This window comes from Thermodesulfobacteriota bacterium (assembly GCA_035559815.1).
GTDB lineage: Bacteria > Desulfobacterota_D > UBA1144 > Nemesobacterales > CSP1-2 > DATMAT01.
This window is the reverse complement of record DATMAT010000017.1, coordinates 1-25,247: the sequence shown is the minus strand read 5'-3', so window position 1 is coordinate 25,247 and position 25,247 is coordinate 1. Positions and strand designations below refer to the sequence as shown.

Genomic DNA, 25,247 nt, shown 5'->3' with positions numbered 1-25,247 from the left:
TCAGAGTTCCGAGTAAAAACAATTTGTGGACATTAATCTTAAATCCAAGTTTAAACTCTAGACTCTTAACTGCTTAAACCGCAATTAAAATTCCATCCTAACAGAACCGTCCCCGCCGACGGCAAAATCGGTGTTGAGCCCCATATATTCCTCATTTAAGTCCCTCTCTTCGAGGGGGGCTGTGAGCACGTTGCCCAGGTTAAAGACCAGTTTTCCAAATCCTGGAGGAGCCGGTGGGTCATCGGCAAGGGGCAAGACTAGGTCAGCTTCTCCCGCGTCAACTAGAACCGGAAATTCTTCCTGGCCGAAAAACAGGTAGACCTGAGATATGCCCGGAGCGCCCACGATAAAGTCGGCATTGGTGTCAGTAACTTCAAGTATAAAAGCCTCCGGTCTTTTGTCGGAGCCGATCTCCGGATTAACGTCGCCGAGGACAGCTACGGAAGTCCCAAACCGGTCCTCCGTATTCAGGCCGGTAAATTCCGTAACGAAACCGGGGCTGGTACCGTTATCTTTAGCCGTGTTTATATCCTCTCCGGAGTAGAGGAAAACCGAGCCCGTATTCATACCGGAGTTAGGGGCGCCCACGATAATGTCGTCCCATTCGTCATTGTCAGGGTCAGTGTCGGCGCCAAACTTGTTGTCATCATCGTCTTCAACAATGCCTACGATATCACCGTCGCCGGAAATACTAAAACCAAATCCATCCACAGGGTCACCTTGAAGTACGACCACATCTTCTTCATCCGTTGAAAGATTGGTCACGCCGCTCCGAATGTCAAAAAATACATATACCTTTCCCGCACCGGGGGAGCTAATGGCAGTATCAGTCGAAGAGCCGTCGTCTACCTGTCCTACATCGGCAATGGCAAAGCCAAACATATCACCCGGCGATTCGCCGACGATTATCGCCCGGGCATCACTGGCCGGAGTATTCCTCTTTATGTCATCTCCGCGAAACTCATAAGCCTTTCCCGTGCCGGACTGGGCGTTAGGCGCGCCAACGAATATTCTCCTGCTCAAAGTTATCGTAAAACCAAAGTTGTCCCCGGCATTCTCGCCATTAATTACCAGGTCAGGCTCGGCTCCGTTCGTTAGGTCTATGACTGCCGGCAGACCTTTATTGCTGCCGTCAAAAATCAGGACCTGCCCCGTATCTTCATTAAAGCCCGGGGCCCCTATCGCTAACTCCTCCGCTGAATCACCGGAAATATTACCAATCCCCGCCACCGCCGCCCCAAACATGATGCCCGGATCGCCGATTATGGTTACATCGGCTTGGGTCACATCAACAACTCCGTCATCCGCTAACTGAGCCAGTTCGACACCGCCATAAAATATATAGACCCTGCCCAGACAGGGGTCGCCCATAACCAGGTCGTCAGGCCCAAAGCGGTTTGGAGTGTCAGAATCTTGGTCGCCGTTAAAATTACCGCTGCCAATTGCATCTCCCAAGCAACTCCCTTCGCCGCTATCCTCAAATTGCACCGGACGCAAGGGCGTTGTCACCTCGACAACGTTCGATACCCCCGACGAATTACCGACTTCGTCATTAGTAAACATGGCGAAAAAAAATCTTTGGATCCCTAAAATATCCAGCCTGATGACCGGAAGGCTTTGTGGCGTGCCTGCCCTATCCGGTTCCAATTCGTTTATCATCTGTGTAGCATCATTAAAATTATCTTGTACGACTTGTTGTATGGTGCTGAAAGGCACACCCTCTAATGAATCTACACCGAGAATGCTTTCAACTTGGGTATCCTCTAAAAACCGAAAAAAGTATATAGTCGCCGTCCCACTATTTCCATCGTCCCCAGGGGCAGTCCAATTAAACAGCTTTGTCAAAGGGTCAAAACTGAGGTCCTCGGTAGTAGCCGGAGGGGTATCATCCCCTACGCTGATACCGGTATCGCAAGAGCTAATCGTTAATGAAAGCGCAAAGAGAAGAGATGAAACGATTAAATTTAACTTTGTTTGATTATTCATATAGCTTGGCCTCGGCTGGTTTTTAGGGTTATGAATTTTACCGAACTATTGAGTACATTCCAACTGTCCTGGTAGGAAGCATTCGAGGAACACTCAAGAGCCAAGTTTATTTGACGTCCGGTCGGCCCAATATTTTTTTCAAAAAGCCTATCGGTTTCGGAATCATTGGTCATATCTCTCCATTTTTATTCATAACTACCTGACCGGAATAATCTATACTGTCTTATGGGAAGTGTAGCTATTTCGGTCAGAAACGGTCTAGGATCATCCAGGGATAGTACCGAGAATGATTTGTCCCTTGCCAAGTAAGGTTTGAGAAAGTCTTTAATTCCCAAATTTTCCTGGCTGCGGCGAAAAGTCAAGTTGTAGATATCCGCATTCAAATCTATCCAGTACACATTCTTTCGGTAGTCTTTGACGTCAATCTGTTTCCCTTCAGCCAGGTCCAGGTAAGCAATCCATGGGAAATTCACGCCGCAGTAAGTCGAAAGCCAATTGGACCTGATCGTCCTAGCGTTAACCTCCAAGAGCTTGAACCTATTGTCTCTAGGGTCTCTCTTGAACTCGGCTGTAGCGATTCCCCTGAAACCGGCCTCTCTCAATAATTTTTCGGTAAATTCCTCCACTTCCAGAATCCTATCGTGACTGATACCGACTCTGGTTATTCCAAATTGAGGGGGATTCTGCCTGACCTTCAGGCGATGAAACCTAGCACCGACATCACCATTCGTATTCACGTAGACCGTGTAGTTATCCATATTACCGGGAGGGCCTGGAATTATCTCTTGCACCATGACCTCATGCCCGGTCTCCAGACTAAGTATGAATTTGGATAAAAGCTGGTCATAGTTATCTACTTTGAAGTTTTTTGAATTAAACCGGCGTGCAAATTCATGTACCCGAACCGGCTTCAGTATGCAGGGGTATTCTATTTTATCCTTAATCTCCTCTAACTCATCCAAGGAATTTGGGAAGAGGGTCATCGGGTAAGGAACATCACATTTTTTCGCAATCCGATAGGTTTCCTTTTTCTCTATAAACCTTCTAACCACTTCCCAACCCGAAGTTACCACGGTATAGAATTCACCGAGCTCCCGCCTATGTCTTGAAATAGCGACGGTAACTGCATCATCAGTATCGAATACCAGCGACCCCTTCCACCTATCCGCGTGCTTGATGAGCGTATAGATAAACTCCCTTTCCCCTCTATTTGGGCTCGGAACCTGGATACCCTCGTAGACGTATTTTGAAGTATGGCTAAAATCGGTTTTGTCGTAATACATAGAAGCCACCTGCAAACCCTTCAATCCAAGTGACCTAATTACACCGAGGCTGCTAACGCCATAGCCAATTACAATAGCTTTTTTCATGGCCAGACTTTCTGGAATACGTCCTTAGACTACGATTTGATAAAGACTATCTCTCATGGTACTTTCCCTCTTAGCCAATATCAAATACTATGAAAACGGAGGGAAAACCAAAGTGCCCAAGATAGCTTCGGTAAGAGCAAGAGAGATTCTCGATTCCCGAGGAAATCCTACAGTCGAGGTGGACATAAGATGCGATGATGGGTCATTCGGCCGAGCCGCCGTACCATCCGGAGCTTCTACCGGAGAACACGAGGCACTAGAGCTTAGGGACGGAAACAAAAAGATATACCTGGGAAAAGGGGTTCAAAAAGCCGTGGATAACGTAAGTAATGCAATCGCTCGTAGGATAATGGGCATGGAAGTGACATCTCAAATAGAGATAGACAATACCCTGATCGAACTAGATGGAACCCCGAATAAATCTAAGCTGGGTGCAAACGCCATACTGGGAGTATCCCTGGCAGCGGCAAAAGCCGCCGCCAACTCCAGCGGTCTTCCGCTATACCGCTACCTGGGCGGTGTCTTCGCTAGTATCCTGCCCGTCCCGCTTATGAACATAATAAACGGTGGAGTACATGCCGATAACAACCTGGATATTCAGGAGTTTATGATAGTGCCCGTTGGATTTACTACATTCTCGAATGCGATTAGAGCCGGTGTTGAGGTGTTCCACAACCTGAAAGCGATCCTGAAAAAGAAGGGGTATTCAACTTCCGTAGGAGACGAAGGCGGCTTCGCCCCTAGCCTGAAATCAAACGAAGAGGCTATCGAATGCGTGCTCGAAGCGATTGTTCAATCAGGCCACAAGCCCGGAAAGGGAATCTCCCTGGCCCTGGACGTGGCGTCGAGCGAGCTCTACAAAGACGGGAAATACATAATCGAGGACAGCAAGCTCGGTAAAGAGAAGGTGGTAGATTTATACAAGCGCTGGGTCGATGAATACCCGATCATATCGATCGAAGACCCGATGGCCGAGGACGACTGGGAGGGCTGGAAAATCATCACAAAGGAACTCGGAGACAAGGTTCAACTAGTGGGCGACGACCTGTTCGTGACCAACACCCGAAGGCTTTCCCGGGGAATAAAGGAGGGGGTAGCCAATTCCATACTGATTAAAGTGAACCAGATTGGCACACTGACCGAAACGCTTGAGTCAATCAACATGGCGTCAAGGGCTGGCTACACCTATATAATATCCCACCGCTCCGGAGAAACCGAGGACTCCACCATTGCCGATATCGCCGTGGCCACTAACTCCGGGCAGATAAAAACCGGCTCGGCCTCGAGAAGCGATAGAATGGCAAAATATAACCAACTGTTGAGGATTGAAGAAGAGCTCGGCCAGGAGGCAAGATTTTTGGGGAAATCCGCCTTTAAGTTTTGAAGCATTAAGGGAAGATACTAATACATGTTCTTAGATAGATGTAAGTGTCGACATTAGGTATTACGGACAGTGTCCATACAAATTGTATATATAAGCGGCAATTCCAGCCTGTCATTCTGAACCGAAGGTGAAGAATCCAATCATTATTAGATGCTTCACGGAGTTTATCCCGAGTGCAACGAAGGGTTCAGCATGAGAGCCATTTTCTCCAGAGAGTTTAAGCTGAATTTCAGCAAAGAACCATTACCACAAACCAGGACAGTCTTATTGTATGTATCGAAATTTTTTTGGATAGCGTGTTCAGATTTAACCTGTGCCGACATTGCCCGTCTAACCAAATCCAAACTTTCACGAAAATCAATATACTATCGCATGAGCAATCACTTCTTTCCGGCTATTACTTGGCCGCAATTGAACCTCTTTTTTCCCCGGTTATAATTAAATGTTATTCTTTAATCAGGGGAGATATATGAGCGCTAAAACCTTATTCGATAAGATCTGGGAACGGCACGTAGTTCATGAAGAGCCGGGGAAACCCACCCTCCTTTACATCGACCTTCATCTAGTTCACGAGGTAACCTCTCCCCAGGCGTTTGAAGGACTTCGTATTTCCGGCCGCCGAGTAAGAAGGCCCGATTTAACATTTGCCACGATGGACCATAATGTGCCCACTACCGATAGGTCTCTTCCGGTTGAAGACCCAATCTCTGCGAAACAGATAGATACGCTAAGAAAAAACTGCCGGGACTTCGGCATCACCCTATTTGACCTCAAAAACCCTTACCAGGGAATAGTTCACGTAATAGGACCGGAGTTAGGCCTTACCAAACCGGGTATGACCATAGTTTGCGGGGATAGTCATACCTCCACTCACGGGGCGTTTGGAGCGCTTGCTTTTGGAATTGGTACGAGCGAGGTGGAGCATGTACTAGCTACGCAGTGCCTCTGGCAGAACCGTCCAAAGGTATTTGAGGTTCGCGTCGACGGGAAAAGAGCAAAAGGAGTTACTGCAAAAGATATTATACTGAGCATTATCGGACATATTGGGACTGCCGGCGCAACCGGTACCGTGATCGAATACCGAGGCCAGGCAATAGAATCCCTCTCCATGGAAGAGCGAATGACCATATGCAACATGTCCATAGAAGCGGGGGCGCGTGCCGGAATGATCGCCCCGGATGAACATACGTTCCGTTATTTGGAGGGCAGGCAGTATGTTCCCAAGGGACAAGATTTCGAAAAGGCTGTAGAGATATGGAAGGAGCTTAAAACCGACGAAGGTGCATCCTTTGACAAGAAGGTGGTCCTGAATGCATCCAAGATGGCCCCCCAGGTTAGTTGGGGAACCAGTCCGGGAATGGTTACGGACGTTACCGGGGTTGTCCCCGACCCCGATTCCTTCACCGACCCAAGCGCACAAAAAGCAACCAGGGACGCACTCAAGTATATGGGACTTACCCCCGGGACTCCGATAACGGAGATAAAACTCGACCGTGTTTTTATCGGGTCATGCACAAATTCCCGCCTGCAGGATTTAAAAGCGGCGGCAGAGGTGGTGAAGGGGAAAAAGGTTTCCCCCCGGGTACGGGCAATGGTCGTTCCCGGCTCCCAATTGGTGAAGCGGGAGGCCGAGAAGATAGGCCTCGACCAGATTTTCAAGGAAGCCGGGTTTGAGTGGAGGGAATCAGGCTGCAGCATGTGTCTGGGTATGAACCCAGATATCCTTGCCCCAGGGGAAAGATGCGCAAGCACATCTAACCGGAACTTTGAAGGCCGACAGGGAAAAGACGGCAGAACCCACCTGGTCAGCCCCATCATGGCCGCAGCAGCGGCAATTGAAGGACATTTCGTGGATATACGGGAATGGGAATTAAGCCAAGACCTCCAGTCAGAATTAGAATGATAAGGGTATTAATAAGAAGTCATTGCGAGGAGTCCTTCGGCAGGCTCAGGATGAACTCCGCGACGAAGCAATCTCCTGATATTTCGAGAGATTGCTTCGCCCATTACATTCACTCGTAATGACACCTTATGAGTATTTCACGAACATTTTATTGAGGTGAAAAACATGGAACCGTTCAAAACCTTTACCGGGCTGGTGGCTCCCTTAGACAAGGTCAACGTCGATACAGACCAAATCATACCCAAGCAGTTTTTAAAGCGTATCGAGCGAACCGGTTTTGGGGAATTTCTATTCTATGATTGGCGATATCGGGACGGGAAGCTTAATCCGGAGTTTGTGCTCAACCAGGAGCGTTACCAGGGAGCGACTATCCTGCTTACCGGGGACAATTTTGGTTGCGGCAGTTCGCGTGAGCATGCGCCCTGGGCACTAAAGGATTATGGCTTCAAAGTAATAATTGCCCCCTCCTTTGCCGATATATTCTTCAACAACTGTCTTAAGAATGGAATGCTACCCATCGTTCTCCCCGGCGATTTGGTCAAAGAACTCTTCGTTAAAGTTTTTGAGAACGAAGGATATAGTCTGACCGTCAACCTGGAATCCCAAACGCTCAAGGACCCGGATGGCTGGACAATCGGCTTTATAGTCGACCCCTTTGCGAAGAAATGCCTCCTAGAGGGGCTTGATGACATAAGCCTCACGCTCAAGCTCGAGGATAAGATTAAAGCCTATGAAGAAAGGGCTTAGACTAAAATTCACCACTTAAGATATAATCGAGCTTTTGATATCTTTCCTCTCCACATACTTTGACTCTGGCCGTTAAACTTTCAGAATTATCCGTAGTTATTGACGGAGTAGGACATGGCCTAAGCATTACATACATATGGATACATATATGGACGGCGAGCGGCTGGACTGGTCATTCCCACACTTTCACTTTTTGCTCAGGACAAAGCTTAAAATAATAGTAAGAATAATACTGATGAGAATAGAAGAGGCTATAGGAAAGTAGAGTGTAAAGTTGTCCCGTTTTATATATATGTCCCCGGGCAATCTACCGATATATGGAAGCTTTGGGGCAAAGACCATCAGCACACCTGCGATTACCAGAAGCACGCCCAGAGCTATTAGTATCTTCCCAATGGGTTGAATTTCCATATTATTCTCTGGCTCACAATTTCTTCTTCAATCAAGGTTAATGCCCTGTCAAAATTAGGCAAGGACTTTATCTTCGATGCTGTAAAAAAAATTTGTAACAGGTATGATTTAATTGTAACCGGCCTAGTTTAGTCTGAAAAGGCTTGAAAGGACTGGAAGTTTCGGAAAATAGGAATTAAGCTTTCCTATGGGGAAACGAGCTTAAAATGCGATTACGAAGCTGGTGAACATAACCCATGAGCACACCACCAGGACAAAGAATAGGCCCAACACAGACACTACAGCAGCGTCTTATTCTGACGCAAGAGCTACAGCTTTTTCTGAAGCTTATACAGATGACTACGCTTGAGCTCAAGGAATATCTCGAAGAACAGCTCGTAGAGAATCCGATCCTAGAGGAAAAAATCGAAGAAGATAAGAAGGCCAACGAAGAAAACCACTCCGATGACCATGAGTATGATTTTAGCGACGCCGAAAAGAGTTTTCTCGGGAGTGGTGACGACAACCTCCCCTATTTCCGGGAGATATTCGGAGACCAGGAAGAAGAAAGCCCCTGGGAGAACAGGGTAAGCGCACCTGAATCCCTCCTAGACTACCTAAAATGGCAGCTAAATCTCTCCGATTTCTCTCCAGAGGAAAAAGAAATCGGCTCGCTGATTATCGGTAACCTCAACGAAGACGGATACCTCGAAACCGACCTGGAGGAGATTGCCATCTTGATGGTTAAGAACCGGTTTGATTCCGACTCCAAGATCCAGGAGACGTCGGATGAAGAGAAGGCGCACTTTTACCAGAACCAAATCAAGTCCGACCCTACTTACTGCGAGAAGGTTGAACAGGTTTTAAAAAAAATCCAAGCCTCTTTTGACCCTCCTGGTGTCTGCGCCAGGAATTTGAAAGAATGTCTTCTGGTCCAGGCACGAATGATTGGTTACACCGATGACAGTATCATAATTAAGTTGATCGAAAACCACCTGGAAGATATAGGCAAAAAAGACCATAAATTAATCGCCGACTCTCTCGGTTGTTCGCCGGATAAAGTAGAGGAAGCTATCCTTGCCGTCAAGTCATTAGAACCCAAGCCGGGAAGACCTTTTTACACCAAAGACACCGAAAAGCATATCGTGCCAGATTTCTACGTCTATAAACTGGGAAATGAACTGAAAATACAGCTAAACCGAGACTTTCCTACCGTCCGGATAAGTCAGTATTACCGGAGCTTGGTCAACAAAGAGAATAACCTTCCCCCCGAAGTGCGGAAATACATCAAAGAAAAGATAGAGGCCGCTCAGAGAATAATAAAATGCCTCGAAGAGCGGGAAACAATCATAAAAAAGATCATCATAAAAATCGTGGAGAGACAGAGGGATTTTTTCGAGCACGGAAAAGAATACATAAAACCATTAAGACTGAAAGACATAGCCAACGATGAAGAAATAAACAAGCATGAATCCACGATAAGCAGAATAACCAGCAGAAAGTATATTCAGACGCCGCACGGGGTGATAGAACTCAAATCCCTCTTCTCCAGAAAAATAGAGACCTCCCATGGAGTAGACGTATCTTTCGAAAAGGTAAAGTCGCTTATAAAAGAAATCGTCTCTTCCGAAATACCAGAGAGTCCTTACTCCGACGAAGACATATCCAAGATACTGGAGAGAAGAAATATAAAAGTGGCCCGCCGCACTGTTGCAAAATACAGAAAAATACTTAAAATACCTTCTTCTTCAGAAAGAGCCAACAAGAGGTAAAAAAGATGCAGGTTTCCGTGACCATAAGACATATAGATAACCAAGCCCGACAAGAAAACCTGAGAAATTACACGCTTAAAAAAATCAAGAGGGTAGAAAGATATATAAAATCGAGAAAAAATCCCTCTGAAGTAAGGGTGGTTCTTTTTGAGGAGAAGTTCAGGAATATCTGCGAGATATTGGTGATCAGCGGCACTTTCAAAATCACTTCTTCTGTAGAATCAGATGAGATGCACGGGGCCATCGATAGGGCAATCGACGGCACTATAAAACGCCTGAAGAAGCTCAGCGAAATGAGAATAAAAACCAGGAGAAGGGGCTCCGCAAAACCGAGGGAAAATACTGGCGGCACAAATCAAAAGCCTCTCCGTCCATCGAATGAAAAAAGACTCGAAGGGGAAGGGATCAGCCTTGAGAGGGTCCCTCTCAAGCCGATGTCGGTGGAAGAAGCTATACTGCAATTAAAGGTATCCGGGGAGGATATTCTGACATTCCGCAACAGCGAGACGGGAGAAATAAACACCCTTCATAACAGAAGAGGAAAAGTAGTGCTGATAGCACCCTAATAGTCAAGCTAGGATTATGAAATTAGTAGACGTTCTAAAAAAGGAATCAGTGATTGCCGACCTGCATTCTAAAAATAAACCGGAAGTTATCAGGGAACTTTCTCAACTACTATCATCGCTCTACCCTAATATCAACCCCGACCAGCTTTTTCAAGTATTAATGGAAAGAGAAAAGCTGTGCAGCACCGCAGTCGACGCCGGAGTGGCCATTCCCCATGGTAAGCTCGGCGGAATTACAAACATTATTGCCTCCTTTGGCAGAAGCCTCGAGGGAATAGACTTTGAATCCCTAGACGGTCATCCTTCCCATCTTTTCATCCTGATACTCGCTCCCGAAAACTCCTCGGGGGCACACCTTAAACTCCTGGCCAGAATATCCAAGATATTCCGGGACCCGGTTTTCCGGTCCAGGCTGATGGAAGCAAAATCACAGGACGAAATCTACGATATAATAGCCGAGGAAGATGCAAAGCATTAGAGCTGAGGAACCCCTGGAGATCGAAGAAATCTACAGGCTATGGGGCAAAGAACTTCAATTAGAGGTCGTCTCCGGAAAGTCCGGATTAAGACGTAGCGTGAGATGGAACCGGGTGCAAAAGCCGGGACTAAGAATGATCGAGCCGGACATTCAACTGGAAGAGGGAAAGATACAGGTATTGGGGATGACCGAGGTTTCTTACTTCAATAAACTCTCCAGCCGGGAGCAAGAGAAAATAGCGGATAAGCTCACATCCCAGGATGTGTCCTGCTTCATTGTTTCAAAAGGACTCATCCCACCCGGTTTTTTGAAAGAGTACTGCGAGAAAAATAAGATGACCCTATTCATTACCAAACTCAGCACCGGAAGGCTTATTTCCACCCTCAATCAGATACTGGAAGAGCGGCTCGCTCCTTTCGTGAGCCTGCACGGTGTGTTCATAGACATACACCGACTAGGGGTGCTCATACTGGGAAAGAGCGGGATTGGCAAGAGCGAATGTGCTCTTGACTTAATACTGAGAGGTTCTAAACTCATTGCTGATGACTTGGTGGAGATAAGAAAAGTAGGAGCGTCTAGGCTGATCGGAAGCGGCCCGGAAAACATCAGACACCTCATGGAGATTCGAGGAGTGGGAATAGTGAATATAAAAGATTTATTCGGAACCGCTTCGGTGATGGACAAGAGGGAGATTGATTTGGTGATCGAACTGGCTCAATGGGACCCTAGTACCGAATACGACCGGCTGGGACTTGAGCAAAAAACCTATTCAATCATGGAGGTGGACCTACCTTATCTAATTCTCCCGGTGAGCCCGGGGAGGAACACGGCTACAATAGTGGAGGTCGCAGTCAGAAATCAGTTACTGAGAATCAGCGGGACAAGAACGGCGGAGGAATTTGAAGCCCGGCTGGAAAGAACAACTTTAAAAAGGAAAGATCATGATTAACATTGTGATCTTAAGCGGTATTTCTGGCTCGGGAAAGAGCACTGCCGTAAAAGCCCTAGAAGACCTGGGTTATTTTTGCCTGGATAATCTCCCACCCAGCCTGATCCCTACTTTTATCGACTTGGCCAAGCACTCGGCGGAGCATATCACCAAAGTAGGTATAGTTATGGATGTGCGCGAAGGTGTCTTTTTCGAGGAGGTACCCGAGGTAATAGAAGAAGTCAAGAAAAAGGGACACTCCGTCGAGCTCTTATTCCTGGAGTCCTCGGACGAGGTCCTGGTAAAGCGCTACAAAGAGACCAGGAGAAAGCATCCTTTATCTCCGGATGGAAACATACTGGAGGGAATTTCAAAAGAGAGGGAACTGCTGTCTCGTGTGAAAAATATGGCCGACCACATCATAGATACCTCCTCTTTTAACGTCCATCAGCTAGGAGAGATAATCCAGGGCACATTCGGAAAAACCACTCCCCGGAAGATTTCCATAAACTTTCTCTCCTTCGGGTATAAGTACGGTTTCCCCTACGACGCGGACCTGGTGCTCGACGTGAGGTTCCTACCCAGCCCTCACTTCATCGAGGGTCTAAAGGATTTAACCGGGCACGACCAGAGCATAATCGACTTTGTCCTGGGACACCAAGACACCAGAGAATTCATCGAAAAACTGGTGGATTTCCTGGAGTTCTTGATCCCGCGATACGAGGAAGAGGGTAAGTCCTATCTAACCGTGGCCATAGGATGCACCGGCGGAAAGCATAGGTCGGTGGTCATAACCAATGAAATAGCAAAAAGATTCAAGGACCTGGCTCCCAACATCTGGCACAGAGACGTTTCCAAAAGCTGAGGTGAACACATGATCGGAGTTATAGTAGTCAGTCACGGAAAACTAGCAGAAGAGCTTATCTCAGCCGTGCAGTTCGTGTTATCGGTAAAACCGCCGGTGAAGATGGAGGGCGTTTGCCTGGACCCACACAGAGAGTTCGAGACATTCAAGCAGGATATAAAGAATGCCATGAAAAAAGTAGACGAGGGGGACGGAATCCTGATCGTGACGGATATGTTTGGCGGTACCCCTTCCAACGTCAGCCTGACTTTTCTGGAGGCTAAAAACGTGGAGGTAGTATCTGGGGTAAACCTCCCCATGCTTCTCAAGCTAGCCACACTACCGGCAGGCGTGAACCTGGATGAAGCGGTGAAGATAGCCGAGAGCGCAGGAAGGGATAACATAATCGTGGCCAGCAAGCTTCTTCAAAAAAGGGGCCAGTAGCAGTCTAATCGAGTAAAGGATAATCCAAGCTTTAAAACCCGGACTTTTTGGTTATAATAAACAAAATCCGTTTATAGTACCCAACAACAAGCCAACCGAGGGGAAATACAAAATGAGAGTGGAAGAGTTTGATAGAATAGTAGAGATGTGGAAGAACCATCTCCTTGTAGATGCCCTAGAGGGCTATAGCCTAGAGATCGATGAAGATGTGCCCAGGGAATTTGCTGCCATTGCCCTGTTTTTAGACTCTACAACGGTGAGAGCAGCAGGCGAGGTCGTGGATTACTATGAAGGATATAAACGGGCGGCCACGGACATTCTCAGCTTGATCGGCGTGGAGATGGTTCAGGATGACCACATGAAGTTAATCCAGGTGAAGAGGAGCTTTGTCAAAGAGGATAAACAGGAGCTGCTGAAGAAGTACATCTGGGAGTAGCAGTAGAATCAACTTATATTCCTCCGCTGGTATTAAAAACACCAATATATCTTGATGAAACTCGTTGACCTATTCGATCATTTCATAATCGACCTGGACGGCGTGGTCTATGTCGAGAACAAGCCGGTTACCGGGGCCAGGGAGACGATCGAAACCCTGAGAAAGTTGGGAAAGGGCATAATTTTTCTAACCAACGACCCCAGAAGCTCCTCCCGAGAGTATTCAGACAAGCTCGAAAGAATGGGTATCTCCGTAACTGCCAACCACGTAGTTACGTCGGGAATGGCTATAGCGCAGCACATAAAAGAGAATTATGAACTAGACGGGAAGAAGGCATATGTCGTCGGGACCGATGCGCTCAAGGAAGAAATAAGGGGGATAGGTCTAAGGCTTTGTGACGACGAAGAAGCAAAATTTGCCGACTATGTGGTAGTCGGCGGCCACCAGCAGGTTAGTTATCAGGAGATAAAGCTTGCCGCAATGGCAGTGAGAAACGGCGCTAAATTCTTCGGTACAAATCGTGACCCGGTTTTCCCAACGCCGGAAGGGCTTGTTCCAGCTACCGGCGCCCTGCTTGCGGCTATCGAGGTTGCATCAGAGAAAAAAGCGATTACCGTAGGAAAGCCTGAATCGATAATGTTCGACGTAGCCAAGAAGCTTCTTCCATCACCAGAAAGGACTGCCATAATAGGAGACAGGCTTGATACGGATATTCTGGGTGGGAAGCGCGCCGGGCTGGCCACTATCCTGGTTCTTTCCGGTTCGACAACCAAAGAGGAGATTTCCCGGTCCGAAATCAAGCCCGATTATGTTATAAGCAACCTGGAAGATTTATTAAAAGAATAAGGGTAGAGACACAAAATTTTGTGTCTCCAGAAACCCTTCAAAAATAACACTAGGAATAAAAAACCAATCTATCATGCCCAGGGTGAAGATAAACGGAATAGAACTAAACTACGTATTAGACGGAGAGGGACCAGTAGTGGTATTCATAAATGGACTGACCATGGATGTAAACGGCTGGTATTATCAGGTTGATGCTTTTTCGCAAAACTACAACGTGCTGAGATACGACTGCCGTGGCCAAGGCCAGTCCGACAAGCCGGACATGGATTACTCACAGGAAATGCATGCAGAGGACCTGAATAATCTCCTGGACAAAATAAATGTGGGTAAGGCTCACGTTGTAGGACTTTCTAACGGCGGTATGGTCGCCCAGCACTTCGCTTTGAAATATCCGGACAAAGTAGGCGCCTTAGTCTTGGTTGATACCTGCAGCTACATAGATACTTTGTTAGAGCTCATACTCAAGGCCTGGATAAAGGCGACGGAGGTAGGGGGAAGCGAGCTAAGGTACGATGTGGCGCTTCCCGTTCTCTTTGCCAATAGTTTTGTCGAGAAAAACCTGGAGAACATAATGGCACTGAGGGAGGCGAGCATAAAGAACAACCCACCTAAGCCTATCATAAACCTGGCCAAGGCGTGCATGAAACATAACCTGGCCGACCGCATCTCCGAGATAAAAGCCCCTACCCTCATCATCGTCGGCGAGGAAGATATCCTCATCCCTCCCCGGCACTCTAGAATACTGCATAATAGCATCAAAGGCTCTAAGCTGGTAATAATCAAAGGTTGCGGACACGTCCCCCCCATCGAGAAGCCGGAGGAGTTTAATGCCATAGTACTGGGGTTTTTAAAAGAACACGACGGTATTCTTAGATAGAATTACTTGCTACTAGAAATGGAATACGATCTCATGATAGTATCTATACTATCCACCAAGGTACTACGAAATAAGGTGATAGTTGATAGTTGATAGTTAAAGCTTTTAACCATCAACCATACAACTACAAACCAAACTTCGTGTCTTAGTGTCTTCGTGGCCGAACAGTTACTAAAACAAATCAAGGAGGTTCCTCATGATAGCGGCGACATATCATGGCGTAAGAGACATAAGGGTGGAGACCGTTCCTGACCCCCAAATTACAAACCCGAATGACGTGATCCTCAAGGTTACCAAGAGCGCTATATGCGGCTCGGACCTACACTTCTACCGCGGCCGCGTTCCTATGGACGAGGGATTCGTGGTCGGACACGAGTTTATGGGTGTGATAGAAGACGCCGGGAAAGGAGTCAAGAATTTTAGAAAAGGAGATAAAGTAGTAGCTCCATTCTGGGTAAGCTGCGGAATCTGTGTAAATTGCCGAAATAACGTGCCCACATCTTGCACCGGAGGGGGAGGCTGCTTCGGTTTTGGAAAGGCATTCGGAGATATCTTCGGCGGCCAGGCCGAGTATGTCCGGGTTCCCCTAGCCGATGGTACTCTGGAGAAGGTTCCTGATAATATTCCTGATGATAAAATCATATTCCTCGGGGACATATTCTCGACCGGTTACTTTTGCGCCGAGTGTGCGAACATAAATCCGGGAGATGCAGTTGTGGTATTCGGCGACGGCCCGATCGGTCTCTTCGCTACAGCATCGGCAAAACTCTTTGGAGCATCGTTAATAATAACCATAGGACGGCACGACTTCAGGTTAAATGTAGCTAAGAAGATGGGTGCGGATATCGGAATCAATACGCATAAAGAAAATCCGGTTGAAAAAATAATGGAGATAACAAACGGGAGGGGCGTCGATGCCGTCCTAGAATGCATTGGCTCTAGCGAAGCGCTCCTTGACGCCTTCAAGATAGTGAGACCGGCGGGAAGAATATCGTTCGCCGGGCTATTCATAGAACCGGTTCCCATACCCATGCTCGATTTTTACCTGAAAGACTTAACCTTAAAAGGGGGAGTATGCCCGGCAAAAAACTACATCAATAAACTTCTTCCATTGGTCGAGCACGGCAAGGTCGACCCAACCGCCGTGATTACCCACGACCTTCCGCTTGCCGATACGCCAAAGGGATATCACCTCATGGACAGCAAAGAAGGGAATGCCATAAAGGTCGTCCTCACGCCTTAGTCAAATCCAAATCATTCCCCCTTTGCAAGGCGCATCACCGGAATTTCCCCTCCCTTGATGGGAGGGGATAAAGGGGAGGGTGAACAAAATGATTCTACCCACCTTCTTCCTTCGATTTCGCACAAAACATGCCGTACCTTTTTCCATCTTGAAAGGAAAGTATTGCTATAAACGCGTAAAAAACGTAGGGGCGAACCTTGCCTTCGCCCAACTGGTTATTACCTTGACAATCTAAATGACCATAGTAATATGACTATGGTTACTCTCTCATTTCAGGAGTAGATCTAATGTCAAAGTCCGTTTCTAAATCCAAATTCAAACCACGAGCGCTTGAATATTTCCGGGAGGTCGAAAAAACGGGCAAGGAACTAATCATAACCGACCGAGGGAAACCTGTCCTCAAAATAGTGCCCTACTCCGCAGACCCAGAGGCGAGCTTAAAGTCACTGCGCGGCAGTGTACTCAAATACAAAGACCCCACTGAACCGGTAGGGGTAGAAGATTGGGATGCTCTTAAATGATATTGCTCGATACTCATGTATGGGTTTGGTGGGTTAGTGGAATCGAACGTCTTTCCTCGAAAGCAAATCGTCTAATTACGAAAGCCAAGAATAGAGATGCTATATACATATCTTCCATTAGCGTATGGGAAATTGCCCAGCTTGTGGAGAGAGGTCGTTTGCAACTTACCTTGGATGTAACCGGATGGGTGGCCAAGTCCGAGGCACTACCGTTTGTCCATTTTATTCCTGTTGACAATTCAATCGCCATCAAGTCGGTTCAACTACCTTCCCCTCTTCATCCAGACCCTGCCGACCGAATCATTATTGCTACTGCGCTTGCTCTAGGATTTCCTCTAATTACTCGTGATGAAAAGATAGCTCGCTATCCTTATATCCAAACAATCTGGTAGAATAGCAAACTTACATCACACAATAGAGCGTACCCCGGACAATAAAAGCAGTTATGCTTTTTAAATCCTCTGAAAGACCTAAAGGCAGAGTATCCTCGGCAAAAAACTACATCAATAAACTCCTTCTATTGGTCGAGCACGGCAAGGTTGGCCGAACCGCCGTGATTACCCACGATCTCCCGCTTGTCGATACACCAAAGGGATATCACCTCATGGAGAGTAAAGAAGGGAATGCCATAAAGGTCGCGCACACGCCTTAGATAAATCCTAAGAAAACGTAGGGGGGCGAACCTGGTGTTCGCTTCAAGATGAAGTTAAAACAAGTAAGAATAAAGAACTAAAAAATCGTTGGATCGAAAACCCGATCATAGGTTCTAGATCCTAATTGTTGTACAACTTATCCTTCTCTATCTCAAAGCATGCACCTCAGTGCTGTTAGTTCCTGTTCCTCTTTTCTTTATAGCAAACAGGCCTAAATCTATGTCATTGACAACAAAGTCAAAGTCACTACTCGTCTGATGTAATGGGGTGCCAGTTTGAAGCAGGAAGTTACTAAAATTCAATGCTCCATTTAGTATATGTACCTCAGTGCTATTACTTCCTGTTCGGTTTTTCTTCACAGCTATCAAGTCTACAGCTCCGTCTCTATTCCAGTCTCCTACAACAAAGTCAAAGTCCTCACCTGTCTCATGCAATGCAGTGCCTGTTTGGAGTAAGAAATTACTAAAATTCGATGCCCCATCTAAAATATGCACCTCGGTACTATTCGTTCCACTACCACTTTTCTTCAGTGCTATAAGGTCTGGTCTCCCATCTCTATTCCAATCTGTTACTGCAAAATCAAAATTACTACCAGTCTCGTGCAATGCAGTGCTCGTTTGGAGAATAAAGTTGCTATAATTGGAGGCTCCATTCAGAATATGCACCTCAGTACTGTTGGAACCCGTTCCACTCTTCTTTTTTATCGCTACCAAGTCTAAACTCCCATCCCGATTCCAATCTCCTACAGCAAAGTCAAAGTCCTCTCCTGTCTCATGCAACGCCGTCCCAGTGTGGAGGATGAAGTTACTAAAGTTTGATGCTCCATTGAGAACGTGCACCTCTGTGCTGTTCGAACCAGTACCTCTTTTCTTTATCGCTATCAAGTCTATAGCTCCATCTCTATTCCAGTCTCCCACCACAAAGTCAAAGTCCTCACCTGTCTCATGCAGAGCCGTTCCAGTGTGGAGGATAAAACTCTGATAAGTCGGTCCTTGAGAACCCGACCCCTCAGAACCAGAAATTTGGCCACTCCCAGTATCTGTACCTGATCCCCTCCACCTAAAAGCAACATATGGTTTAATTCCCCAAGTATTTGATAAAGTCACATCCTGGCCCAAACCTTTACAATAGTTCCTACCCGCATACTGTATCGCACCGGCTTTGAAATCAACTGTATCGAATTGCCTAAGTACTTCATTAGCACTCTGACCTCGAATTGCAGCTTTTATCGCTTCGGAAGCTAGTTGATTGGCCTGTTCTATAACTCTCTGAGAAAATCTGTCCTGAATGCTAGATGAAAGTGACTGAATAGTCCTTCTGATTAATTCTTCGACCCAGGCATAAAATGGAGCAGGGTTAGCCGAGTAGATAGAAACACCTGTGGCAACAAGGCCCTGAGCTACGTCGGTCTCGGAAATGTCATCTGCCCATGCAGCCGTCCAACCACCACCTTCAACTCCTGCTTTTAAATCAAATTTATTTGTCTCATATCCACATTCAGCTTCGGCATTTAAAGGAACGACAAACCAAAGACCTATGATTATAAATAATGAAACTGATTTAATGCTGCAACCGCTTAATATATCCTTCATCTTCATTTTCCTCCCCACCTTATTTAATATTTGCAACCTGTGGGGTTTTAGTTCCAATAACCGTAAGCACTAATTGTCCGCTACCTTCATATTTTACAACCCATGGATGAGTGTCATATGTTTGCTGATCGTAAGATTGTCCCGGGAGTAGTTTTTTATACGGCTTCTCATTACCTTGAAAATCCACCCAGTAAACATCTACAGTTTTATTTGAACTATTGACAAATGTTATTGAAGACGGGTAAGTGCTTTCAACTGATCGCAATTTAGTAACGGCATGATAATCATACTCAGGTTGGACGCTAACTTCTACTTCTCTAAGATTATTACAGGCTATACTAAACTTATAGTTTCCATCTGAATCAACGCCGAACTTTCGTTCGCGCATAGGTAGCATTTTGCCATCAAATTTTCGATATTTATCGCCACCCCATGAAATTCCTTTGCCCGGGATTTCTGCATAATAATCAAATCTACTGTCGCGTGTTGCTATTCGTGTACCGCTTACACTCAGAAAGAACTGCTGATCAGGATTAAAATTCCACCATCCTTCAGCTACCCAATTCCCAAATTGATTTAAATAGAAGAGAGATAGGCGCACCGGATAGCGGCATTGGTTTTGTATTAAAACAGGCCGTAACGACCATTGGTTCCAAATCTTTTGGATTATCCGATCAGCCTTATTTTCTGCATCTTGTTCGAGATTTATTGCATCATGAACATTGAATGACCCATTTCTCCCTATTTCAATTGCTCCATTCAATAAGTACTTAACAACAAAGGCTTCCTTACCTCCATGAACTGCATATTGGCTCGTGTGTTCTAATTCGTGTAATAACAAATGAAGATCGCATTCTTTATCTACTTTTACTTCATTCAGATTACAATAATTCAGGTTTATCGGTCTTATAAAATATATGTTATCCCCTACCGTAATATGCTGTCCGTGCACAGTATTAACGCTCTCAGCGTACTTAACACTACGAAGATTAGATTTTACATACTCAAAGATTAGAATTTCATGCAGCCTTTGTGGCAATCTTTTCCATGTGCCATCTCCTTGTCTTTCCAGATAAACGAAGTATTCTCGAACCATCGGCGGAGTTAGTCCTTGTCTGAGCCAACTGGAAATAGTCTTATCAAAATCAGGGTTGCTAGGGGTTAAGACTACGCCTCCACAACCACTATTACGTGAAATCGCTTTTTCTGCCTCACATGCTGTTATGCAACCCCCTTTGATAAATACATTCTTGCAATGTCTGTTACAATCTGTATTACAATCAACCGCATATGTTTGTTGAGATATAGGGATATTACATAGACAAATAACTATTATTATGCAACTAACTCTACAATAATCCTTTAGTACATTTATCATTTTCTCCCCCCTACGCACCAAATGAAAAATTGTTCTTTAACTAATATATAAGTTCGACCAAATCTTTGCCTTAAACAAAGCCTCCACAGTTCTAGCTAAAGGCTCAACAGAATCTGGAGATTGAGCATAAATATTGATCGGTGAAATTGTTAAGGTTAGTACGATTAATGAAATTAGTGAACTCATTTCTCTTATCACCTGTTTAAACCTCCTTAATACCATTATTTGGCTGCCTCTACTACAATTAAAAATTTGATGATCAACACTCACCTCTCATCAATCAGTCGGATTTCCTTTTGCTAATTTCTTCTGAACGTATTCGATATTTACCTTAGCGTCTTGATGATTGGGATTTAATCTCAGTACCTGACTAAAGTCTGCAAAAGCCAGTTGATACTGTTTTGATAACATATATGCAACCCCTCTGTTGTAGTAGCCAAGTGTGTGATTCGGGTTAAGTTGTATAGCCGTGCTGCAGGTCCTAATTGCATTATCCAAATCCTTAACCTCCAAGAAAGCAGCTCCCAAATTACTATACGAATGAGAATATCCAGGATTTAAATCAATTGACATTTGTAAATCCCTGATAGCCATGTCTATCAACTTTAATCCCATGTAAGAAACACCTCTGTAAAAATAGGCATAAGAATCCATAGGGTTAAGCTGGATAGCCCTGTTAAGAACATCGATAGCCATTTGATACTGAGTATTCTGATAAAGGACATATCCCTCGTTTCTCAGGGCCTCTGCTTGTTTTTGCACAGAGACAGGTTTTATCGGCACATAGGCTGATTGGCTACTGGAAGTGGTACCAGTACCAGTATTACTCTGATGGGTTTGATTTGGGTTGGTGATTCCACCCGGTTGATTAGGTGCAGTATACTGACCACCGGAATTAACCCCAGAGCCCGGCTGGTATGGCGCTGTTTGATTATATCCACCCGTAAACCCACTTTGGTTTTGCCCATAAGGTTGATTAGGCGCAGTATATTGACCACCAGGGGCAGTCCCATAGCTCTGTTGATATGGTGCTGTTTGATTATATCCACCTCCTGTGTAACCTCCCTGACCCGGTCCGTACTGGGTGTTGCCTTGATTAACTTGATTGGGATAATAACCTCCTCCCGTAGATGGATATTGTCCTGGACCTACTGTTTGATTAGGCACGGTATACTGGCCACCAGGGGCAGCCCTATAACCAGGTTGATATGGCCCAGATTGATTGTACCCTCCACTTGTGAACCCGGTTTGGTTTTGTCCGTAAGGCTGATAATGAGGTGTTTGGTTGTATTCACCTCCTGAAGAAGTCTGACCCATGGGATACGGATTATGTTGACCAGGAGGTTCTGTATTCAAGCCTTGTGACTCAAAGTCACCTTCTTCTTCCCCTCCGGTACCCGATTTCTTTTTTTCTTCCTTGTCATCATCGCCGAAAATTTCTCCGAGAGCTTTAATTACTCCCTTTGTAATTTTTGCACCCTTCTCAATTCCCTCTGCGATTTTATCCGCATCCTGAGCATTGCTGTAAGGAATGGAGAAAAACAGAATAAAAAATGAAAAAACTAAGATAATAGGGAAAGACTTTGAGTCCATTATATTATTCATTTTTTAATCCTCCTTATACACAGGAATCAACAGCACACAATCCTAAAATTTTTTAAAAATTCATGTTAATAAGTTTTACAAGAATTGTGCCAAGGGCATTGGGTTTGAAGTGATAACGGAGAAAGATAGTAAAATAAGCTAGTTAGGTTCTTTCTGGTTAGTAACTAATTGATTTACAGATACAATATTGTGTAGGACTAGTGTCAAGGATCTTTACATAGGGCTATTCAAGATAGGTTTGGAACTATTGATAATAAAAGAGTTGAGAGTCATGTAAACTTTATGGACATAATGTCTATCTATTTGACATCTTTAATCCCCTATCTATCTTGCCCAGTCTATTCTATGTTTCTTAGTAATAAAGATTCTGATCAGCCGTCCAGAATTGGCGTACCTCAAACAGGATCAGACAACATCATATTAAGAATAAACGGGCGATATAGAGGTATTCTGCCATTGTCAGCACACGATCTCGACCCGGTAGTAGCGATGTCCTCGCCGTACCCGGTATGTCTCAAAGTCTTGCCGGTCGATAGTAAAGACCTTATTAGTTTTCAATACCTCCGCAGCGACGATGAGGGAAGCATCTGCAAAATCCATCGGGTGATCCGCGTACTTGTCCATCAACTCAAATCCACGCTGCACCCGGGTATAATCCATGAACCAAATGAACAAGCCGCCTTTGAGGATAAAGTCTCTTAGCCGATCCGCTCCGTAGCTCCCCAGCGGAAATTATGTGAAAAGCCTCTGTGAGAACTGGAATAGTAGTATAAAGCGGCTCCCTGATCGTCTTAAGTACACTCTTACAGCATTCGTGCAATGCATCTTTTGGATCAAATAGCGCAATAAGAGGACCCGTGTCTACAAGAATCATCGTTTGAGCTTCTTCTTAATTGCCCCCTTCACCCCGAGGCGGGTTTGGGTAGAAGGCCCTATAGCATAGCCCCCCGGCCCCAGATCTAGTTCTCGGTAAATGTCATAGAGCGTTCTCTCAACTTGCCGGGAAATTTCGTCCTGAAGCACCAGGAGTCCCTTCTTGAGCGCTGCGGATATAGATAGACCTGTCGCCTGGATGATCTCTTGAAGGAGTTTTTCGGTCTCATCATCTAAACGGACAGTACGCGTACCCATTGTCACTACCCAAAAATAAAGGTATTACACAAAGTTACATAAAGCTTTATCCGTCAAATGAAATATTTTATTAAGAAACCAATATCATCTCATAGATTACTTCTCTGGTTAACCTTCCTTTAACCCCAAGATTAATGTTCCCGTGGAAATTGGTTAGATTCGAATCCGATTAAGTATTTCCACGAACCGTAACCCTTACGGAAATAATGTCCATCTATTTGACATTTTTAATCCCCAATCCACCTTGCCCAATCCATCTTATGTTTCTTGAGAATACTCACTAAGTTCCTATCTGCGGTCCAGAATTGGCAGTTTTGTTCCTCGGCTAAGGCCAAATAGAAAGCGTCGTATGCGGTCGGCAATCTCAAGCCACCTGAGATTTCCCATGCCCTATCGACCAATTTCGGAGATAAGATCAATTCTATTCTGCCCCGCCTGATTTGATCTAGTGCCAAGAAACCCTCTTCCCAAGAGATGATTTGTCTATGTACCTTATTTCTTAGAGTAGAGGTAACCTCGAATATAAACAATGTGGGAGCAATAAGCTTAAATCCTTTTGATATCCAATCATAAAGAAGCTCCAGAGCCCAGTCTGTATGTTTCTCCGGTAATACCCACTTAAGAGCCAGGCTCGCATCGATACAGATTCTATCCGATGGATTACTCACTGAGAATTCTTCCTTCCCTGAGGCTCCTTATTGTCTCGGATGAATCTTCAAGTAAGACACCGTGGTGACTTTCCTTTATCTTTTGACTCAGTCTTCGGCATTTATCGACCCAGGCAAGCCTGCTTGTCGAGGCCTTTGATTTCACTTCATCTATTGGACGAAATAACTCCTTAACCTCCTCGGCTGAGACGCGAACAACCCTGCCAATCTTTACTGCCTTCAGCCTTCCCTCTCTTATATGCCTTCTTACCGTTGCCTTACTGATCTTAAGCCGCTTTGCCACTTCCTCTACAGTTAAAAGTTCCTCCATTTTGCCAACTCCTTATTTATATTTGCAATTCAGTTACTATGAGTGTGCATAACTATACAATAATAGTCAACAATTTTCATCAGTATTCTGGGTAATCACAATTTGACATTGTAATATCACGATCTTACAATATTATGGTGAGGTGAAAATATGGGAGCAACAACCTTAAGACTTCCTGAGGAAAAATTAAGATTACTCAGGGCAATAGCGGGATACGAGAATAGACCTTTAAGCAAGATCTTTGAGGAACTGGTTGATGGCTACATAGAAAGGCATAAAGAAACCCTTGAGCTGTTGAGAATACCGGGATTCTTAGAGGAATCCAAAGAAGGACTAGAAGATATAAGAAAGGGCGGCGGAAAAACCATTAATGAGTTGGACGATTAAAGTATCTTCCAATGCAGAGAAATATCACAACAAACTGGATAAGAAACTCAAACAAAGAATAAAAGAAGCCCTGGTGAATTTGTCGAAATATGAGAAGCCTTTAGAACATCCCCATGTAACAGACCTAACCGGTGATTTAAAGGATTTCTACAGATTAAGAGTAGGCGATTACAGAATAATTTTTGGATTGATCAAAGAATCAAAAATCATCGCCGTTGTAAACATATTCCCAAGGGGCGATGCATACAGATAATCACTGTAACATTAGTATGCTCAATTTGATATTTCACTAAACCTTCTATATCGAAACTACTTCCCGATTGTGCATATCATCATCCACGAATAGATGTATGGTTAGGCGTCGAGGAGTAACCGTTTCCGATACTTCTCGCACAAAAGAGCTTTTTTGCTCGATACTTTCAATAATTCTTTCCGTTATATTGATGTTCGCTGCTTTCGCAACTACTGTTTGGTCCGACTGTACCAAAAGAATAACTAGAGTTATCGGATATGCTTCGAGGTCGTCTTTTGATTCAATTTTCGTATCCCTCAAGAAACCGGGATTATTTGCCTCTACTATACTAAGAACCTCAACCAGTGATAAATCATTCATCTGCCAACCTCCTAACCTTCAAATTTCTATCCTCTCCCCTGAAAGGAAGGTTTCCTTTATCCACCTGAAAAACGAAATAGGGTTTTGACTATACGGACCAGAACCACCATGAAATTTTATGTGCGCTAAATAAAACCCTCTTTTTAGTATCTTCTTCTTGGCTTCTGGTAGGCTC

29 protein-coding genes and 1 pseudogene are annotated in these 25,247 nt (G+C 45.1%); 19 read left to right on the top strand and 11 right to left on the bottom strand.

Annotated elements, in window-relative coordinates; genetic code table 11:
• Window positions 1-84: 84 nt before the first annotated feature.
• The gene (locus VNN20_03565; protein ID HWP91263.1) at window positions 85-1,986 is read right to left on the bottom strand and encodes an integrin alpha; all 1,902 of its coding nucleotides are present in this window, start codon (window positions 1,984-1,986) and stop codon (window positions 85-87) included.
• Between the two features lie 185 nt (window positions 1,987-2,171).
• Window positions 2,172-3,356 carry a hypothetical protein gene (locus tag VNN20_03560; GenBank protein ID HWP91262.1) on the bottom strand — a complete coding sequence of 395 codons (1,185 nt, stop codon included), beginning with the start codon at window positions 3,354-3,356 and terminating at the stop codon, window positions 2,172-2,174.
• Between the two features lie 112 nt (window positions 3,357-3,468).
• On the opposite strand from VNN20_03560, the gene eno reads away from it, so the two are divergent.
• The 4 genes from eno (at window position 3,469) to VNN20_03540 (ending at window position 7,655) form a co-directional block, all read left to right on the top strand.
• Window positions 3,469-4,740 carry a phosphopyruvate hydratase gene (eno, locus tag VNN20_03555; GenBank protein HWP91261.1) on the top strand — a complete coding sequence of 424 codons (1,272 nt, stop codon included), beginning with the start codon at window positions 3,469-3,471 and terminating at the stop codon, window positions 4,738-4,740.
• Window positions 4,741-5,209: 469 nt separating this feature from the next.
• On the top strand, window positions 5,210-6,643 hold the full coding sequence (gene leuC / locus VNN20_03550; protein HWP91260.1) for a 3-isopropylmalate dehydratase large subunit: 1,434 nt from the start codon (window positions 5,210-5,212) through the stop codon (window positions 6,641-6,643).
• A gap of 165 nt (window positions 6,644-6,808) precedes the next feature.
• Window positions 6,809-7,390: a 3-isopropylmalate dehydratase small subunit gene (leuD, locus tag VNN20_03545; GenBank protein ID HWP91259.1), complete on the top strand. Its 582-nt coding sequence runs from the start codon at window positions 6,809-6,811 to the stop codon at window positions 7,388-7,390.
• Between the two features lie 136 nt (window positions 7,391-7,526).
• Complete coding sequence (locus VNN20_03540; protein HWP91258.1) at window positions 7,527-7,655, top strand: hypothetical protein; 129 nt, start codon at window positions 7,527-7,529, stop codon at window positions 7,653-7,655.
• On the opposite strand, the pseudogene VNN20_03535 reads toward VNN20_03540, so the two are convergent.
• A pseudogene (locus tag VNN20_03535) lies at window positions 7,655-7,732 on the bottom strand (DUF2905 family protein). The gene VNN20_03540 and the pseudogene VNN20_03535 overlap by 1 nt on opposite strands.
• A 305-nt stretch (window positions 7,733-8,037) precedes the next feature.
• Here VNN20_03535 and rpoN point away from each other — a divergent pair.
• The 13 genes from rpoN to VNN20_03470 all read left to right on the top strand — a co-directional run bounded on the left by rpoN (window position 8,038) and on the right by VNN20_03470 (window position 17,387).
• Window positions 8,038-9,552 (top strand): RNA polymerase factor sigma-54, encoded by a 1,515-nt coding sequence (gene rpoN / locus VNN20_03530; protein ID HWP91257.1) that lies wholly within the window; start codon window positions 8,038-8,040, stop codon window positions 9,550-9,552.
• 5 nt (window positions 9,553-9,557) lie between these two features.
• Entirely contained in the window at window positions 9,558-10,118 is a 561-nt protein-coding gene (locus tag VNN20_03525; GenBank protein ID HWP91256.1) for an HPF/RaiA family ribosome-associated protein, read from the top strand.
• Window positions 10,119-10,134: 16 nt separating this feature from the next.
• Window positions 10,135-10,596, top strand: coding sequence for a PTS sugar transporter subunit IIA (locus VNN20_03520; GenBank protein HWP91255.1), 462 nt, complete (start codon window positions 10,135-10,137; stop codon window positions 10,594-10,596).
• Window positions 10,583-11,545, top strand: a complete 963-nt coding sequence (hprK, locus tag VNN20_03515; GenBank protein ID HWP91254.1) for an HPr(Ser) kinase/phosphatase — start codon at window positions 10,583-10,585, stop codon at window positions 11,543-11,545. Before VNN20_03520 ends, hprK begins: the two co-directional genes overlap by 14 nt.
• Window positions 11,541-12,389, top strand: a complete 849-nt coding sequence (gene rapZ / locus VNN20_03510) for an RNase adapter RapZ (GenBank protein HWP91253.1) — start codon at window positions 11,541-11,543, stop codon at window positions 12,387-12,389. The genes hprK and rapZ overlap by 5 nt, the downstream gene beginning before the upstream one ends.
• Window positions 12,390-12,398: 9 nt before the next feature.
• Window positions 12,399-12,812, top strand: coding sequence for a PTS sugar transporter subunit IIA (locus tag VNN20_03505; protein HWP91252.1), 414 nt, complete (start codon window positions 12,399-12,401; stop codon window positions 12,810-12,812).
• A gap of 112 nt (window positions 12,813-12,924) precedes the next feature.
• Window positions 12,925-13,248 (top strand): hypothetical protein, encoded by a 324-nt coding sequence (locus VNN20_03500; GenBank protein HWP91251.1) that lies wholly within the window; start codon window positions 12,925-12,927, stop codon window positions 13,246-13,248.
• A gap of 54 nt (window positions 13,249-13,302) precedes the next feature.
• The gene (locus VNN20_03495) at window positions 13,303-14,094 is read left to right on the top strand and encodes an HAD-IIA family hydrolase (protein ID HWP91250.1); all 792 of its coding nucleotides are present in this window, start codon (window positions 13,303-13,305) and stop codon (window positions 14,092-14,094) included.
• A 73-nt stretch (window positions 14,095-14,167) separates the two neighbouring features.
• Window positions 14,168-14,971 (top strand): alpha/beta fold hydrolase, encoded by an 804-nt coding sequence (locus VNN20_03490; protein ID HWP91249.1) that lies wholly within the window; start codon window positions 14,168-14,170, stop codon window positions 14,969-14,971.
• 196 nt (window positions 14,972-15,167) lie between these two features.
• Window positions 15,168-16,214: an alcohol dehydrogenase gene (locus tag VNN20_03485; GenBank protein ID HWP91248.1), complete on the top strand. Its 1,047-nt coding sequence runs from the start codon at window positions 15,168-15,170 to the stop codon at window positions 16,212-16,214.
• Between the two features lie 287 nt (window positions 16,215-16,501).
• Complete coding sequence (locus VNN20_03480; protein HWP91247.1) at window positions 16,502-16,735, top strand: type II toxin-antitoxin system prevent-host-death family antitoxin; 234 nt, start codon at window positions 16,502-16,504, stop codon at window positions 16,733-16,735.
• The gene (locus VNN20_03475) at window positions 16,732-17,127 is read left to right on the top strand and encodes a type II toxin-antitoxin system VapC family toxin (GenBank protein ID HWP91246.1); all 396 of its coding nucleotides are present in this window, start codon (window positions 16,732-16,734) and stop codon (window positions 17,125-17,127) included. Before VNN20_03480 ends, VNN20_03475 begins: the two co-directional genes overlap by 4 nt.
• 53 nt (window positions 17,128-17,180) lie before the next feature.
• Window positions 17,181-17,387 carry a hypothetical protein gene (locus VNN20_03470; GenBank protein ID HWP91245.1) on the top strand — a complete coding sequence of 69 codons (207 nt, stop codon included), beginning with the start codon at window positions 17,181-17,183 and terminating at the stop codon, window positions 17,385-17,387.
• Between the two features lie 147 nt (window positions 17,388-17,534).
• On the opposite strand, the gene VNN20_03465 is transcribed toward VNN20_03470, so the two are convergent.
• From VNN20_03465 to VNN20_03435, 7 genes are all read right to left on the bottom strand, one after another.
• A complete protein-coding gene (locus tag VNN20_03465) occupies window positions 17,535-18,980 on the bottom strand; it encodes a VCBS repeat-containing protein (protein ID HWP91244.1) in 1,446 nt (481 codons plus the stop codon).
• A 19-nt stretch (window positions 18,981-18,999) separates the two neighbouring features.
• The gene (locus tag VNN20_03460; GenBank protein ID HWP91243.1) at window positions 19,000-20,358 is read right to left on the bottom strand and encodes a hypothetical protein; all 1,359 of its coding nucleotides are present in this window, start codon (window positions 20,356-20,358) and stop codon (window positions 19,000-19,002) included.
• A gap of 276 nt (window positions 20,359-20,634) precedes the next feature.
• Entirely contained in the window at window positions 20,635-21,963 is a 1,329-nt protein-coding gene (locus VNN20_03455) for a tetratricopeptide repeat protein (protein HWP91242.1), read from the bottom strand.
• A gap of 459 nt (window positions 21,964-22,422) precedes the next feature.
• Window positions 22,423-22,587, bottom strand: a complete 165-nt coding sequence (locus tag VNN20_03450) for a hypothetical protein (GenBank protein ID HWP91241.1) — start codon at window positions 22,585-22,587, stop codon at window positions 22,423-22,425.
• A 246-nt stretch (window positions 22,588-22,833) separates the two neighbouring features.
• Window positions 22,834-23,094, bottom strand: a complete 261-nt coding sequence (locus VNN20_03445; protein HWP91240.1) for a hypothetical protein — start codon at window positions 23,092-23,094, stop codon at window positions 22,834-22,836.
• 227 nt (window positions 23,095-23,321) lie between these two features.
• Complete coding sequence (locus VNN20_03440; GenBank protein HWP91239.1) at window positions 23,322-23,762, bottom strand: type II toxin-antitoxin system VapC family toxin; 441 nt, start codon at window positions 23,760-23,762, stop codon at window positions 23,322-23,324.
• Entirely contained in the window at window positions 23,755-24,072 is a 318-nt protein-coding gene (locus VNN20_03435) for a helix-turn-helix domain-containing protein (protein ID HWP91238.1), read from the bottom strand. The genes VNN20_03440 and VNN20_03435 overlap by 8 nt, the downstream gene beginning before the upstream one ends.
• A 150-nt stretch (window positions 24,073-24,222) precedes the next feature.
• Between VNN20_03435 and VNN20_03430 the strand changes: the two genes are divergently transcribed.
• Window positions 24,223-24,459: a hypothetical protein gene (locus VNN20_03430; protein ID HWP91237.1), complete on the top strand. Its 237-nt coding sequence runs from the start codon at window positions 24,223-24,225 to the stop codon at window positions 24,457-24,459.
• A complete protein-coding gene (locus VNN20_03425) occupies window positions 24,443-24,712 on the top strand; it encodes a type II toxin-antitoxin system RelE/ParE family toxin (protein HWP91236.1) in 270 nt (89 codons plus the stop codon). Before VNN20_03430 ends, VNN20_03425 begins: the two co-directional genes overlap by 17 nt.
• Before the next feature lie 45 nt (window positions 24,713-24,757).
• Here the strand turns inward: VNN20_03425 and VNN20_03420 are convergent, their stop codons facing one another.
• On the bottom strand, window positions 24,758-25,072 hold the full coding sequence (locus VNN20_03420) for a hypothetical protein (protein ID HWP91235.1): 315 nt from the start codon (window positions 25,070-25,072) through the stop codon (window positions 24,758-24,760).
• Window positions 25,073-25,247 lie beyond the last annotated feature (175 nt).